At 55.8% G+C, this 15,450-nt stretch carries 12 protein-coding genes; 7 read left to right on the plus strand and 5 right to left on the minus strand.

Features of this window, described 5'->3' with window-relative positions:
• Positions 1–402 precede the first annotated feature (402 nt).
• Positions 403–1,740, plus strand: coding sequence for an ABC transporter substrate-binding protein (locus PV433_RS23250; RefSeq protein ID WP_332074421.1), 1,338 nt, complete (start codon positions 403–405; stop codon positions 1,738–1,740).
• Between the two features lie 102 nt (positions 1,741–1,842).
• Here the strand turns inward: PV433_RS23250 and PV433_RS23255 are convergent, their stop codons facing one another.
• Entirely contained in the window at positions 1,843–2,388 is a 546-nt protein-coding gene (locus PV433_RS23255) for a hypothetical protein (protein WP_332074422.1), read from the minus strand.
• A gap of 104 nt (positions 2,389–2,492) precedes the next feature.
• Between PV433_RS23255 and PV433_RS23260 the strand changes: the two genes are divergently transcribed.
• Complete coding sequence (locus PV433_RS23260; RefSeq protein ID WP_332074423.1) at positions 2,493–3,095, plus strand: TetR/AcrR family transcriptional regulator; 603 nt, start codon at positions 2,493–2,495, stop codon at positions 3,093–3,095.
• Positions 3,096–3,359: 264 nt separating this feature from the next.
• Here PV433_RS23260 and PV433_RS23265 read toward each other — a convergent pair whose 3' ends face one another.
• From PV433_RS23265 to PV433_RS23280, 4 genes are all read right to left on the minus strand, one after another.
• On the minus strand, positions 3,360–4,598 hold the full coding sequence (locus PV433_RS23265) for a BNR-4 repeat-containing protein (RefSeq protein ID WP_332074424.1): 1,239 nt from the start codon (positions 4,596–4,598) through the stop codon (positions 3,360–3,362).
• A 123-nt stretch (positions 4,599–4,721) separates the two neighbouring features.
• A complete protein-coding gene (locus PV433_RS23270) occupies positions 4,722–6,230 on the minus strand; it encodes an extracellular solute-binding protein (protein ID WP_332074425.1) in 1,509 nt (502 codons plus the stop codon).
• 82 nt (positions 6,231–6,312) lie between these two features.
• Positions 6,313–7,176, minus strand: coding sequence for a carbohydrate ABC transporter permease (locus PV433_RS23275; protein WP_332074426.1), 864 nt, complete (start codon positions 7,174–7,176; stop codon positions 6,313–6,315).
• Positions 7,177–7,188: 12 nt separating this feature from the next.
• A complete protein-coding gene (locus tag PV433_RS23280) occupies positions 7,189–8,070 on the minus strand; it encodes an ABC transporter permease (protein ID WP_332074449.1) in 882 nt (293 codons plus the stop codon).
• Positions 8,071–8,457: 387 nt separating this feature from the next.
• On the opposite strand from PV433_RS23280, the gene PV433_RS23285 reads away from it, so the two are divergent.
• The 5 genes from PV433_RS23285 to sdaAA all read left to right on the plus strand — a co-directional run bounded on the left by PV433_RS23285 (position 8,458) and on the right by sdaAA (position 14,818).
• A complete protein-coding gene (locus PV433_RS23285; protein ID WP_332074450.1) occupies positions 8,458–10,734 on the plus strand; it encodes a helix-turn-helix domain-containing protein in 2,277 nt (758 codons plus the stop codon).
• Positions 10,735–10,925: 191 nt separating this feature from the next.
• Entirely contained in the window at positions 10,926–11,942 is a 1,017-nt protein-coding gene (locus PV433_RS23290) for an NAD-dependent epimerase/dehydratase family protein (RefSeq protein ID WP_332074427.1), read from the plus strand.
• A gap of 3 nt (positions 11,943–11,945) precedes the next feature.
• On the plus strand, positions 11,946–13,013 hold the full coding sequence (locus tag PV433_RS23295; RefSeq protein WP_332074428.1) for a dihydrodipicolinate synthase family protein: 1,068 nt from the start codon (positions 11,946–11,948) through the stop codon (positions 13,011–13,013).
• A 96-nt stretch (positions 13,014–13,109) separates the two neighbouring features.
• The gene (gene sdaAB, locus PV433_RS23300; RefSeq protein ID WP_332074429.1) at positions 13,110–13,799 is read left to right on the plus strand and encodes an L-serine ammonia-lyase, iron-sulfur-dependent subunit beta; all 690 of its coding nucleotides are present in this window, start codon (positions 13,110–13,112) and stop codon (positions 13,797–13,799) included.
• Complete coding sequence (gene sdaAA, locus PV433_RS23305) at positions 13,796–14,818, plus strand: L-serine ammonia-lyase, iron-sulfur-dependent, subunit alpha (protein ID WP_332074430.1); 1,023 nt, start codon at positions 13,796–13,798, stop codon at positions 14,816–14,818. The genes sdaAB and sdaAA overlap by 4 nt, the downstream gene beginning before the upstream one ends.
• Positions 14,819–15,450: the final 632 nt, after the last annotated feature.

Raw genomic sequence — 15,450 nt, forward strand, 5'->3', positions numbered from 1 at the left:
GCCGAAAATAGAGGGTGCGAAAGACTCTTATTGTGTTTTTAGCCCGCGTGCATTTTGTTTCAGCCAAGCTGACTCCTGTTCGCAAGAAAAGCTACGACCTACACAGTGACATTCGAGCGTGGCGGAGGCAGAGGCAGAGGCTTCGTTAAAAAGATATTCTTTAGAGCCGGGAAAGGATGGGTTTTAGCCAAGCAGTCTCCTTTCCGCTCGCAAGAAAAGCCGCCGCTTATGCGCACGGGCGATCGACGTGGCAGAGGCTTCGTTATAAAAGCTTCTTTTATACCTTATCTGGAGGTGATCAGGGTTCGGCAATAATCGCGACAGAGGCGGCTTCGGCGAAGCTGCGGCTGGATATCGCAACAGGCAAGTGCAAGTATGCTAATTAAAGAGGGAGGCCGGGATATGAGAGCAACTTCGTTCAAAATGAAAGGAACTGCTTTATTTCTGTGTTCGGCATTATTGGCTGCAGGCTGCGGCGGTCAGCAGGGCGGCAATCAGGGGGGCGATACGGCTGCGCCGCCTCCGGTGAAGAAGAAAGACCCTTATGAGATGTCGATCTACGCGCCGGGAGTGAGCGCCAAAGAATTCGACGACAGATGGAGAAAAACGCTCGAAGCGAAGTTTCCGCATATCACTTTTAAATATACGACCAGCGGACAAGGAAACAGCATCGCGGAGCTGGTGTCGCGCGGGGAAATCCCAGATCTGTACAGGCTGGATATTCCGACGATCCGGACCAATTATTTGGATATGGGACTCGCCTACGACTTGCGCGATCTGATCAAGCAGTACAAGTACGACATGAACCGTTTCAATAAAGTGTTTACGCAAGAAATTATCGACGTAATCGGATCGGGTGAAGTGTATGGCCTCCCGGTACCGCCGTATTTTCCGCAAGTGTTATACTACAACAAAGATCTGTTCGACAAGTTCGGAGTTCCGTATCCGAAGGACGGCATGACGCTGGACGAAGTTTACGAGCTCGCCAAGAAAATGAGCCGATCGGACGGCGGTACGATATATCGCGGATTAAGCGCCAATACGATGGCCTTTATGCGCGACAATCCGATGTCGCTCCCGATTCTGGACCCGAAGGTGGACGGATTGTCCGGTATGGACAAATGGAAAGGGCTGTTCGAGACTTTAAAGCGGTTTTACGATATTCCGAACAACCAGATCGCCAAGACGGTCGCGGACGAAAACAACGCGTTCAGCAAAGGGAACGTGGCGATGCAGATCAATCAGCATAACATCTACCTTATCATTCCGCCGGAAGTGAACTGGGATATTGTCTCGGCACCGCTGATCAACGGCGCGCCGAAAATGATGGGTCAGCGCGGTCCCGCTTACTGGGCGATTACGAATCAGAGCAAGCATAAGGAAGAGGCGTTCGAGGTGATGATGGAGATGCTGTCCGACGAAATCCAGATGCAGGATTCCAAAAACGGCATTCCGACGACTCTTGTGAAAAAAGAAATTATCGACGCACTCGGCAAAGATCATCCGGTCTACGGCACCAAAAACATGAAAGCGCTCACGACGCTTCCGCCGATTCCGGCTACGCCGAAACGGGCCCCGGGGCTGGTGGACATTGCCCTCGGAACGCAGCAAAATACGATGTCCGGCCAGTTCCAGAAAGTGGCGACCAATCAGATGGACATTAATTCCGCCTTGCGGGAGGCCGACGAACTGCTGAAGAAGGCAATTGCGGCGGAGAAGGAAAAGCAGGGGAAAAAGTAGGTTTAGACGATACTCGCCTGATCCGGGATGGAATGGGGGACGGCCGGTTGACAATCCGGCGGCCCCCGAATGGCGGTCCGCACACCATCAAAAGGCGCGCTCTCACGAGCTTGCGCCTTTTTCCTTCTTGGGCCAGATCAAATAGCTGAAGGCGAAGGCAAGATCGATCACAAGCACGATCGACCAGACGCGGATCGTACCGGATAACGCGGCCGTGCGGCTATCGTCGCCGGTAAACAAAACGATGGCGAATAACAGAACTACACCGATGATCCATGCGACGCCATGACGGAGTGCCTGGCCGATCTGGTAGCGGGCGTGAGCCGAGCCGTACTTCGGCGCCTTCACCGGCACCGGTCCTCCGGCAAAACGGTGCGCAAACCGGACGTCCGCCCATCTCACCATCTGATGGCCGAAGGCGATGGAGACGCCGATATAGATGGCGGCCGCGCCGTGAGCGAAACCCGCCGTGGCGCCGCTCCGAAGATCGATCACGGTGGCGATTAGCAGGGCGAGATCGACGAGCGGCGTGCACAAGAGCAGAAGGCCGCCCAGACGTTTGCGATTCCATACATACCGGCACAACAAGCCGGAGAGAACGAATACCCAAAAACCGATTTCACAAGCGACAATAAAGGCTGCAATCATAGGAAGCAAACTCCTTACACGTACGACTTTTATTTAATACAACTGTATTACAATGTTATTTTAGCACGGTTGTATCATAAAAACAACGGTGATATAATCGACTCATGCCTAAAATAGTCGATCACGATAAACGTCGCGTTTTGCTCGCGGAAGCGGCTTGGCGTGTCATACGCCGCGTCGGAATAGACGGGGTGTCCGTCCGTAACGTAGCGGAAGAGGCGGGGATGTCGCTTGGTTCCCTGCGGCACTATTTTACGACCCAGTCGGAGCTGCTCGCCTTCTCGATGCGGCTTGTTTCCGATCGGGTCTATGAGCGTATAACGACAACGTCATGGTCCGGGGACCCCCGTCAAGATATGGAGAACATCATTGCGGAACTCGTACCGCTGGACGATGAAAGGCTGGCGGAATGCGAGGTGTGGATGGCTTTCGCGGGCAAGGCGGTGGCCGACCCGGCATTGAAATCGTTGAACCGGGAAATCTACGATTCCCTGCGCAATCTGTTCCGCATGTTTATCGCCACCTTGGCGGAGAAGGGCATGATGAAGCCCGGCGTGAACGAGGAGCTGGAGGCGGAGAAGCTGTTCGCCATAGTAGACGGTCTCGTCGTACACGGCGTCATCTGCCCGGACGAGGTTACGAGAGCGCGGATTACTGCGGTCGTCTCTTATTACTTCGACTGTTTGCTGCAGCCCGGGCCGAGCTGACAAAAACAACAAACGAACCTCTTGAAGTCCGGACGGCCTCGTTTGTTGCGGAGAGGCGTCCTGCGATTCCCCAAAAGCCGGCTAGCGGCGGCTCCGCGGACAGAAAACCTTTGATCTCGGGCCAAAGCGGCCGATCGCTGCCAGGCTTGGGCCAGGGGCCTTGGAGCGGGATCAACCGAAAGACCGTCCGGAAGCAACATCCGGACGGTCCTCTTGGTATGCAATTCGCGTCGTGTCCAATCCAGAGCCGGGCATATGTGCCTGCTACCGGTGCAGATTTTCCCCCGGCTTCACCAGCGTCATCTGAAGCGACGTCCGGTAATCCGTAAAGTGGATGTAGTCGCCGCTCATCCACAACAGAAGTGCTTCGTCATCGCTGTAGTTACGGGCCAGGAACGGCCGGACCTGATTCGAGGACGAGCCCGACGTAACGGGGGCCGACGTCCAAGTCCGCCCGAGATCGGCCGTATGATGCCGCTCAATCTCGAACACGCCGTTAACCGGACGGGACACATAGACGGTGTCCGGGCTCCGGGAATCGAGAACGATGCCTCCGGAGTAATACGTTTCCGTTTCCTTTTTGCCTTCCGGCGTTTGCGGAAACCACGATCCGGCGGCGGCGATTTCATTCGTCTCCCAGCGGTCGCCGTTCCATATGCTGTAATAATAACGGTGATCCGTTTCGGAGACGAATACGGCGTATACGATGACCGGATGGCCTTCCCGGTCGAACGAGACGTCCCAGATCCAGGCGTTGCGGCCTTCGGCCTTGCCGTCGTAGACGACGTCAAGCTCGGACAGCTTCAAGGGCAGCTCGGAGGCGGGCTTCACCTTCGTGCCGTCCGCTTTGTAATAAGCGCCGTCGCGGTAACGGGCATAGTAGATGCTGTTGTGCGGCTCCACATTCGGATGACCGTCGGTAGAGGCGAAATGAATCGTATCCTCTCCGTTCGAGGCATAACGAATGTATGGGCGCTGGCCTTCGTCCATAATCAGCGTTTGCGCTTCGGACCAGTCGTGCTCGTACAACGAGGAGCTTACGCTAAAGTTCGGCTTGAAGTTGCCGCCGCGCCAAAATAAATAAAACAATCGCTCTTGGCGCAAATAAATCGGGGTCGGATACGTATACCCTTTCTTTCCTTCCGTATTGGCGGGCAGCAGATGCTCCGCTCCGAGCGAGGACAACTCCTCGCTTGTTTCCGTCGTCCGGTAATACATAGCCGATCCGTTGTGCGCCGAATAAAAGATCGTGATCCGGCCCCGGTCGTCGATATACAGAGAAGGATTGGCATGATCGTCCTTCTGCAGCCCGGGCTTTACGACGACCGATTCGGCCGCGCCCGTGCGATGGTCGTAAACCCCCGCCATCACGTCCCCTTGCGCGGTAAGCCAGCCTACGTACGTTCTCCGGTGCTTCCCTTCATAATAAACGGCCCGGGGATCAGCAAAAAAGCACCAGGCGCCGTCGGCCGCAAATTGCGCGGAATAACGCTCCTTCATCATGACTTCCTCCTTGGATTCGATAGATCGTGTCCTTAGGCTGCGGAAACCGGAACGCCATGAAGGTAGGCAGCAGTGCTCCCCTCATGGCGTCCTTTCCTTATTATTATAAGCGCTTGGCGACGATTAGCGAAGCCTGTCGTACGCTTTCTGCGTGATTTTCATCAGCTCGTCCAGCCCCAGCTTATTCGCCTCCGCGACATACTGGTCCCACTGATCGAGGCTGCGTTCGCCCAGAATGAACCGGGTCAACTGCTCGTTGCGGTGTTTGTCGACGGCGGCCTGCAGCAGCGACACGTTAGCCAGCTCGTCCTCCGCATATTGCGGCTTCACGCGGTAGATGCTGTCGTGCTTGCGCGCCTGCGTGTAAGCGTCTCTCTGCTCCTGCGTCGCCGGAACGAGGTGGGCGTCGTAATCGAACCACATGTAGGTGGCGTTGGTCGCCAGACCGGTCTTTTTGCGAACGTCGGTAACGTCGAGATATTCCGCACGCAGCTTCTTGTTTCCGTTCTCGTATACTTCTCCTTCTTTTCCCCAGCTGAGCAGCTGTTTCGCTTCTTCGCTGTAGAACCAGTCGTAGGTTGCGAGCGCCTGCTTGATTTTCGGGGAACGGGAGGAGATCGCCAGGCCCGATTCGAGAACGTGCGTATACGGATTCACCTTGAAGCCTGGAACGCCTTCCGGAGGCGTCATGTAAGCGAGATTGAAGCTTGGGTTCGTCTGGCGCATCGGAATGTTGAACAGGTCGAGACGGCCAATAAAATCGAGAATGAGGAACGTCTGGTTGTTGGACACCATGTTCTGCCACTGCTGGACGTTAACCGTCAGCCAATCCGGCGGCATTAACCCTTCCTTATGCATCCGGTGGAAAAATTCGATCATCTTCTTAAAGCTGTCTTCGGTAGGGCCGTAACGGGCCTTGCCGGTTTTCTCGTCGAGGAAAAACGTGTTATGGGTGCCGAACTGGGCGGCGGTGAAGCCGAGAATCCCAAGGTTGCTGCCGCTGCGGAACGAGAACGGATAGCTGCCCGGATACAGCTCCTTCAGTTTTTTGGCGACCGTAATCAGCTCGTCGTAGTTGGTCGGAGCGGCCAGGCCGTGCTTCTTGAACACATCTTCGCGGTACATCCAGATCGAACGGTTCGTCTCGCCGAACCCTTCGTTAGGCAGCATATACATCGCGCCGTTGGCGGCGAGCGACGACTGGGTAATCTCCGGGTATTTCTTCATCCATGCCTGCAGGTTCGGCATGCTGTCCTTGTACTCGAGAATGTTGACGAGCGCTCCCTGCTGGCCGAATTTATTGGCGTCCAATCGGCTGGAGAAGTAGGTGACATCCGGCATATTGCCCGAAGCGATATTCAGATTGATCGTATCGTTCAGAGCGCCCGATGGAAGCTGGACCTGGAAGCTGGCTCCGGTTTTCTCCTCGATCCATTTCCAGACCGGCCAGTCTTTGTTGTAAGGCCAGTTCGGGTGGTCGGCCATCAGCAGGGTGAACGTGTTTTTCGATTTCTCCGCAGGAGTCCCGTTGCCCTCCGTCGCTGGAGGCGTTTCCGCTGCCTTTCCTCCGCATGCGGCCAGAAGTGAAGCGCATAAAGCGATGATTCCGGCGGACGTATACCCTTTTTTCATGAAGCAACCTCTCCTTTTTTTAGGTCGATCTGTTTGTTTCCCCATGCCATGCCAGTGTGGAAAGATAAGTCTGGATGTATCGTTACCCCTTGACCGCCCCGATCATTACACCTTTGACGAAATATTTCTGCAGGAACGGGTAGATCAGGAGAATGGGAACGGTGGATACCATAATTGTCGCGTACTTGAGCGATTCCTCCAGCACGACATTGTCGCCGATCGCCGCGGCGTCGGCCTGATTCACCTGGCCGGCCAGCACGATATTGCGCAGGATGACTTGAAGCGGGAACAGATCCGGATCGCGCAAATACAGCAGCGGCAGCATAAAGTTGTTCCATAGCCCGACGGCGTAAAACAGCCCGATCGTAGCGAAGACAGCTTGAGACAAAGGAACGACGATGCGGAAAAACACGCCGATATCGTTCAGGCCGTCGATCCGCCCCGACTCCTCCAGCTCAACCGGAATGCCGGAGAAAAACGTGCGCATAATGAGCAGGTTCCAGGTGCTGACCGCTCCGGGCAGGACGATGCCCCACACCGTATCCATCACGCCGAGCTCCTTCACGACGAGAAACGTCGGAATCATCCCGCCGCTGAAAAACATCGTAAAGATGATGACCAGCGTAAAGCCGCGATGAAACAGCATCGTTTTTTTGGCGAGCGCGTAAGCGCCGAGGGAAGTGATCACCAGCGAGATCGCGGTGCCGAGCGTCACGTATACGATCGTATTCCAGTACGCCTTGCCGATGCGGGGATCGCTCAGCACCAACTTGTACGTTTCAAGCTGGAAGCCTTTCGGAAACCAACTGACTTCCCCCTTGAGCACGTGAATGCTGCTGCTAAGCGATACGGCGCCCATATGCACGAACGGATACAGGGTGACGACGACGAGGCCAAGCAGAATGATCGTATTCACTACGGAAAATAACGTAATTTTGCGTTTCAAGCAAACTCCTCCTTACCACAAGCTCGTCTCCGACATCCGGCGGCTCAAAGCGTTGGCGCTGTAAATGAAGATCAGGCAAATCACTCCGGTGAACATATCGATGGCGGCCGCATAGCTGAAGTTGCCGTTGATTAGTCCGGTCCGGTACACGTAGGTGCTTAAGATGTCCGCAGTGGAATAGGTGGCCGGATTGTACAGCAGGAACACCTTCTCGAAGCCGATCTCCAGAACGCGCCCTACGTTCAGAATGAACAGGATAATAATCGCAGGGGCGATTCCCGGAAGCGTCACGTTCCACAGCTTGTTCCACCGGCTGGCGCCGTCGATATCGGCGGCTTCGTACAGAGCCGGGTCGATGGAGGTGAGGGCGGCCAAATAAATGATCGTCTCCCAGCCCACATGCTGCCAAATTTCCGAGGTGACGTAAATCGAGCGGAACAGTTCCGGATTGACCATAAAATGAATCGGCGTAAACCCGAGTGATTCGATAATTTTGTTCACCATTCCGCCCGAGGGGGAAAGGAACATGATGACCATACCGGCCACGACCACATTGGAAATGAAGTGCGGCAAGTAGCTGACCGTCTGGACGAACCGTTTGAATAACGCCTGCTTCACTTCGTTTAGCAGCAGGGCGAGCAGGATCGGCGCGGGAAATCCGAACACCAGCTTGTACAAGCCGAGCAAAAACGTATTGCGCAGCAAAATCCAGAAGTCCGGGCTTTTAAAAAACATTTCGTAATATTTAAAGCCGACCCACTTGCTCTCCAAAATGCCTTTGTACAGGTTGTAATCTTTAAACGAAATAACGATGCCGCCCATCGGCAAATATTTGAAGATCAAATAATAGAGGAAGCAGGGCAAAAACATCAGCAGCAAATATTTGCTTTGCATCGCTTTCTTCCATATCGTACGGCCCCGTTTCGGCTTGAGGGGCGTGTGCGCTTCCGGCCATTGGGCGGCGGCCGAGCCGGCATTGTTCATCTGGCAGGTCCTCCCGTCTTTCTATTGGTGTATGTTGCCCGGTAGGTGCAAGCGCTTGCACCGTTTCTGACGCCCTTATCTTAGCATCGCCGGCCACCGGAAGGAAACGATAGCTATTCCGTATCTTCCACCATTTTGCGAAATCCGTAAATAAGATCAGTTTTCGAAAAATTGCATATTCCGTTTTAACACGCCGCCCTTTCAGTACGGGGCTTTGTCATGTATGATGGTACATACAAGTAGAGAAAGAATAGATCGATAACATCCTGTTTTTTGCCCGGGGGTCGAACAAGTGTGATGAAGTTTTTCAGTTTTCGCTCCAGAAGGTCTTCGCTGCTGTTTAGGCTGCTGCTCGGATTTTTGACAGTTATTGTACTTCTGGCTTCGCTGTATTTTTTCTCCTATACGATGTATCAAAACCATATCCGCAGCGAAATTATCCGGTACAACGAGCAGAACATCCGGTTCGCCTCGGAACGGTACGAGGAGCATTTCCAACTTATTCAGAAGCAAATGTATGCGCTTTATTTCAGCGAAAACGTAACGAGGCTGCGCAACAGCTCGGGGAACTCGCGATTTGAGCTGTACGATCTGGTCAAGCAGGAGATTACGAAGGTCGTGGGCAATCCGCTGATGCATATCGACAACGTCTTCCTTGTCTTTAAGGACAACCGGCTGATGGTGAGCAAAGCGGGAACGGCGGAGCGCAGCGTCTATTTCGAGAAAATTTATACGAGCAAAGAGTATCCCGGCTCGTTTTGGCAGAAGCAGTTCAGTCAGGCGTATACATCGCGGCTGTATGCGGCGTCCACCTTTTACGAGAATCCCTTTTTTGAAACGGGGGAAGCTATTTCCAAAGGCGAGTTTTATCCGTATGTAATCAAGCATTGGCAGTACGACGATTTCTACATCGTGGCGATGCTCGATGCGGACAGGCTGTATAACGCGTTCCACCGGTCGGTCAACCCGAATTTTATTATCTACGATCAGCAGGGAACCGCCGTTTACGCCAAAGGGGATATCCCGGCCGGCATGCCGCGGCCGGAGCGGAAGCCGGACGGGGACGAGGCGAGTGTGCTGGTCGATCATACGTACTATTTTACGAAGTCGGGCGGGCACAGCGGATTTACTTATATGAACATCGTTCCGGTCTCGAGAATGTTCGAGCAAATCTCGCAGCTCAATCTGATCCTGCTGTCCCTGCTTGCGGCCGCGCTGCTTGTAAGCGTCTTCTTCTCGATTATGTTCAGCGTGCGCTTCAACCGTCCGGTCAGGCAAATCGTCAATTCGATCCAGCAGGCGGACGGGAAGGACGTCTCGATTCCGACAGGAATCCCCGAGTTCGAGCTGATCGGCCGGAAGCTGGACGATATGCAGAAGACGAACGCCCGAATCGAGCAGGATCTTGTGCTCAAAACTACGAAGCTGGAATCGTACGGATACATCAACAAGCTCAAAAAAATATACGACGGCCCGCACGGAGCGGGGATGGACGCGTTGTCCGCCCATTCGTTCCGGTTTCTTGTGTTCGAGATCTCGTACAAACCGCTGTTCTGGGAAAACATGCAGGACGACCCGGACCGGCTGACCTACTTCATCCGGGAATGCATCAACCAGGGAATCTCTTCCGAATTCCCGCGTTCGCTGACGCTGCAGATGGAGAACCGCCAGATCGTATCCGTTCTGAGTGAACCGGACGACGCCAAGCTGGAGATGTGTCTGGAAAGCTTGCAGGGCATGTTCGGCAACGATGCGGACTATTATTTCTTTACGATCGCCGTATCGCCGGTGTATCCGCAATCGTCGGACTTTACCGGGGCTTACGAGCAGACGGTCCGCCTGCTTCAGGAGCGGATGCTGACCGAAGAGACGCAAGTCGTCCGGGAGGCGTCAGGACGGCAGACGTCCTCGCTGTTCACCCAGGCGCAGGAGCGGCAGTTCGACGAGAATCTTCAGGTAGGCAACGCCCAGGAGCTGCTGCATTTGCTCGACCGCCATCTGTCGCTGATGGAGCGCAAGGAGGCGTCGGTCCGCCAATACCGCGAATTTGCCGCCGATATCGTGCAGAAGGTGCGGAAGACGATGTACGCGTTCGGGCTGAAAGAACGGGCGGCCGAGCAGGCGATCGCGGAGACGAATCCGATCGACGGCTTGTATTCGGGCCGGCAATACCGGATGTTTTTCAGCCGGCTGATCGTCGCCTCCTGCGAGGAGATCCGGAGCATCCGCAAAAGCGGGGACCCGATCATCGAATTCGTCACCGAATATGTGCAGACGAACTTTGCTCAGGATATTACGCTGGATATCGTCGCAGAGCAGCTCCATATTACGGGCGGGTACTTGTCGACGTATTTTAAGGAGAAAACCGGAGAATACTTTGTGGATTACATTAACGGCGTACGGATCGGGGAGGCGAAGCGGGCGCTTCTCGAAACTGATCTGAAAATTCAGGACGTCGCTTTGCGCTCCGGCTATCAGAACATCAATTCGTTCAACCGGATGTTCAAAAAGTTCAGCGGGTTGTCGCCGCGGGAATACCGCAAGCTGCACCTGTCTCCGGACACGCAGGTTTAGGGCGCGGAGGCGAATCCGGCTGTTTCGCCGGCCGGGGAAGGCAAGGATCGCATAGGGCGAATGGAATCGCTTTCGGGACGGGGCGCGGCTGGTGTTTAATAGACATTTAATAGACTTGTCTTTTAATCTGCGGATGCCTTACTCTTAGGGTAAGCACTTTATCCATTCCGAAAAGCGAAGGGAGTCCTGATATGAAAACAATTGCTGAATTAGAGGCAAAATTGGCGGAGCCGTCCGAGGCTCTGGTAAAAGACATCGCGGCGATCGACGGAGACATTATGCTGCTCGGGATCGGCGGCAAGATGGGACCAAGCTTGGCGAGACTGGCTCAAAATGCACTAAAACAAGCAGGCGTGCACAAAAAAATATATGGAGCTTCGCGCTTCTCCGACAAAGAGCTGAAAGCCGAGCTGGAAGCTGACGGGATCGAGACGATCGCCGTCGACCTGCTGGACGACAACCAGCTGCAGCAGCTGCCTGACGTCAAAAACGTCATTTACATGGCCGGCAACAAGTTCGGAACGACCGGCAACGAGCATTTCACCTGGGCGATGAACTCGTACTTGCCCGGCCGCGTAGCCGAGAAGTACAGAAACTCCCGCATCGTCGTATTCTCGACCGGCAACGTATACCCGCTGACCCCGGTATTCTCCGGCGGAGCGACCGAAGATACGCCTCCGGGAGCGAACGGCGAGTACGGCATGTCCTGCCTGGGCCGCGAACGCGTATTCGAAAGCTTCTCGCACCGTTACGATATTCCGATGGCGATCTATCGTCTGAACTATGCGATCGATCTTCGTTACGGCGTATTGCTCGAGATCGCCAAGTCGGTCAAAGCCGGCCTTCCGGTCGACGTCTCGATGGGCCATGCCAACGTCGTATGGCAGGGCGACGCCAACGAATGGGCGCTCCGCTGCCTGAACGTATGCAGCACGCCTCCGGCCGTGTTCAACATGTCCGGTCCTGAGACGCTGTCGCTTCGCTGGGTGGCGAACGAGTTTGCCAAACGTCTAGGCGTAGATGCGAACATCGTCGGACAAGAATCGGATACGGCACTGCTGAGCAACTGCTCGAAAGCGCACAAGACGTTCGGCTATCCCCGTGTCACGATCGCCCAGATGCTCGATTGGATCGCGGATTGGGTAGCGGCGGACGGCAAAACCTGGAACAAACCGACTCACTTCCAGGAGAGAGAGGGGAAATATTAATCCATGAGCCGCAAACCTTTAAGCCCGGAACAAGTGAAGGCGCTGCATGACGGCCTGGTCATTCCGGCGCAGCCGCTCGCGCTTACCGAAGAGCGGAAATTGGATGAGAAGCATCAGCGCGCGCTGACCCGTTATTATATCGCGGCAGGAGCTGGCGGCGTCGCCGTAGGCGTACATTCGACCCAGTTCGAAATCCGCGAACCGCAGTATAACTTGTACGAGCCGGTCCTTCGTCTGGCTGCCGAAGAGGTGGACCGGGCCAAGCTGGACCGTCCTTTCCTGAAAGTCGCCGGCATATGCGGACCGACCGATCAGGCGCTGAAGGAGTCGAATATCGCAGTCGGGCTGGGCTACGACGCGGGCCTTGTCAGCATGGGCGGTCTGAAGGACTGGACCGAAGAGCAGCATCTCGAGCGGATCAAAGCCGTCGCGGAAGTAATTCCGGTTATCGGTTTCTATCTCCAGCCTTCGGTAGGCGGACGTATTTTCAGCTTTAACTTCTGGCGTCAACTGGCCGAGATCGAAGGCGTCATCGCGATCAAGATCGCTCCGTTCAACAGGTACCAGACGATCGACGTCGTACGTGCGGTCATGTATTCGAGCCGTCGCGACGAGATCGCCCTGTATACGGGCAACGACGATAACATCGTAAGCGATTTGCTTACGACATACCGGTTTAACGTAGACGGCAAGACCGTCGAGAAGAAAATCGTCGGCGGCTTGCTCGGACACTGGTGCGTATGGACGAAAAAAGCGGTCGAGCTGCTGGAGGAAGTGAAGCGGGTTCGCAACGACGCGACACTGTCCGCGGACTGGAACACCCGCAATATCGAAGTCACCGACACGAATGCGGCGTTTTTCGATCCGGCCCATAACTTCGCAGGCTGCATCCCGGGCATTCACGAGGTGCTTCGCCGCCAGGGCCTGATGAAAGGAACCTGGTGCCTGAACCCGCATGAAGTGTTGTCCGAAGGACAATCGGAAGAGATCGACCGGATGTACCGCGATTATCCGCATCTGAACGACGACGACTTCGTGAAGCAGCATCTGAACGAATGGCTGGCAGATTGACAAACGAAAAGCGGACAGTATAACTACTGTCCGTTTTTGTCCGTTTCGAATACAATAGCAGTAATACGTATAACGCGGCGAATGAGGGGACTTGCGATGCGATTCAAAGACGTTTTTTCGATTATCGGTCCGGCCATGGTAGGGCCTTCGAGCTCCCATACGGCGGGCGCGGTCCGGATCGGGCGGGTGGCGCGCCATATTCTCGGCGAACTGCCCGAGAAAGCGGACATTTATTTTTACGGCTCATTTGCAGATACGTACCGCGGACACGGAACGGATCTTGCGATCGTGGGCGGGCTGCTCGATTTCGAAACCGACGATCCGCGCATTCCCTCTTCGCTGACGATTGCCGGACAGCTCGGTGTTGACATCGCATTTAAGGAAGGCAAGGGGCATTTTCCGCATCCGAATACGGCCAAGATCGTCGCCCGTGCCGGAGACCGCGAAATCACGGTGATCGGCGCCTCGATCGGCGGCGGCAACATCGAGATGCTCGGAGTGAACGGGTTCGACGTCAAGTTTACGGCGATGTATCCGACACTGATCGTGTTCCATGAGGACCGGCCGGGAATGATTGCGGATGCGACCCGGGTGCTTAGCCGTGAAAACGTGAACATCGGGCATATGTCGGTTGACCGGAGAGGACGGAGCGGCGAAGCGATCACCGTGATCGATACGGACAGCTCGCTGACCGGCGACGTCATTCTTGAGATCGGCCGGCTTGGTACGGTACAAGATGTGCGTCTCGTCGATTTGACGGCAAAAAGGGGGGACGATCCGGCATGAGATTTCGGACGATGCAGCAGCTGGTGGAACTGTGCGAGCGGGAGAACAAATCGATCGGCCGTCTGATGCTGGAGGAGCAAGCCAAGGAATCCGGCAAGGACGAGCAGGAGCAGTTCCGCAAGATGGCGGAGTATTATGCCATCATGAAAGAAGCGGTACACAAAGGACTGACCGAGGATACGACCTCCCGCAGCGGGCTGACCGGCCGCGACGCCCAGCGGGTGAAGCAATATATGGAGCACAATGAGGCGGCCGTCGGCGACGTGGCGGCGGAAGCGATGGCGAACGCGTTGGCCGTATCGGAAGTGAACGCGTCGATGGGCCGTATTATCGCTACTCCGACGGCGGGCTCGTGCGGTATTATTCCGGGCGTATTCGTCAGCTCGCAGAAACGGTTCGGCTGGGACGACGATACGATGACGTACGCGTTGTTCGCGGCTGGAGCGATCGGCTTCGTCATCGCCAACAATTCGTTCGTCTCCGGCGCCGAGGGCGGCTGCCAGGCGGAAGTCGGCTCGGCGATCGGCATGGCGGCCGGCGCGATGACGGAGCTGCGCGGCGGCACGCCCGCACAGGCGGCTCACGCCGTAGGGCTGGCGCTCAAAAACACGCTCGGCCTGATCTGCGACCCGGTAGGCGGGCTCGTGGAAGTGCCGTGCATCGTGCGCAACGGCTTCGGCGCGGTGAACGCGCTCGCCGCGGCGGACATGGCGCTGGCCGGCGTACGCAGCGTCATACCGTCCGACGAGGTGATCCAGGTGATGCTGGAGGTCGGGACGAGCATGCCGGAGAAGCACCGCGAGACAGCCAAGGGCGGACTCGCCCAGACACCGACCGGACAGAAGATTATGGATCAACTGTACCGCAAAGGCGCGCCGAAGCAAAAGTCGGGCGAGGCGGCCCGCAAAGGAGCCGGCATCGCCGGCGGCGCGAAGGCGGAGACGGAGCAAGGCGCAGCGGCGGCGTCCGGCGCAGGAGCCGAAACGGCCGATGCGGGAGCCGGCAAGCCGACGAGCTGAGCGCGGCGGCGTCCGTTGGAGGAGCCAGCGGTTGCGTGAAGTAAAGCGGCGCATGGTTGCGACGGCGTATCTTTGAACAAAGCCGACAAGCCGGATGAGTTTGTGCTAGCGTGCGGCCTTACTTTGCGGCTCGGCCGCCCCTGGAAGCTTGTATGCCGATGCGACCCCGCTCAGGCCCGGGATGAAGGAGATAAGAGCGGTTTGTCCCTCTTATTTCCTTCAAATCGAGGCTTAGCCGCCAAATAAGAGCGGTTTCAGCCTGCTATTTGGCGGCACGGGCTTCCGAAAGCGGCTTTTTAGAGGAAATAGAGGCTGCAAACGACTCTTATTTTCTCATTCACCTGTATCAAGTGCACAATAAGAGCGGCTAAAAGCTCTTATCGGCCGCCGTTTCCGCACAGTTCTCCATAGATTTGCCTGCAACGGTTCTCCGATCGCGTACGTGAGGAGACTTTTTGCTGCATTTGAGGTAATATTTTGGAAGGGGTGCCGATCCCGTAAGTCGTGTACAAGCACGCTGGCGATTTGCTCCGGATACAGTGCCGCCTCCTGCCGGTTGAAAGAACGGTTGTTGGCGGATTCCTGTGTACCGCATGCTGGAAGCCGAATATGCGGCGCCGAAACGGCGGCCG

It is taken from the genome of Paenibacillus sp. GYB004 (assembly GCF_036577605.1).
Lineage (GTDB): Bacteria > Bacillota > Bacilli > Paenibacillales > NBRC-103111 > Paenibacillus_AB > Paenibacillus_AB oceani.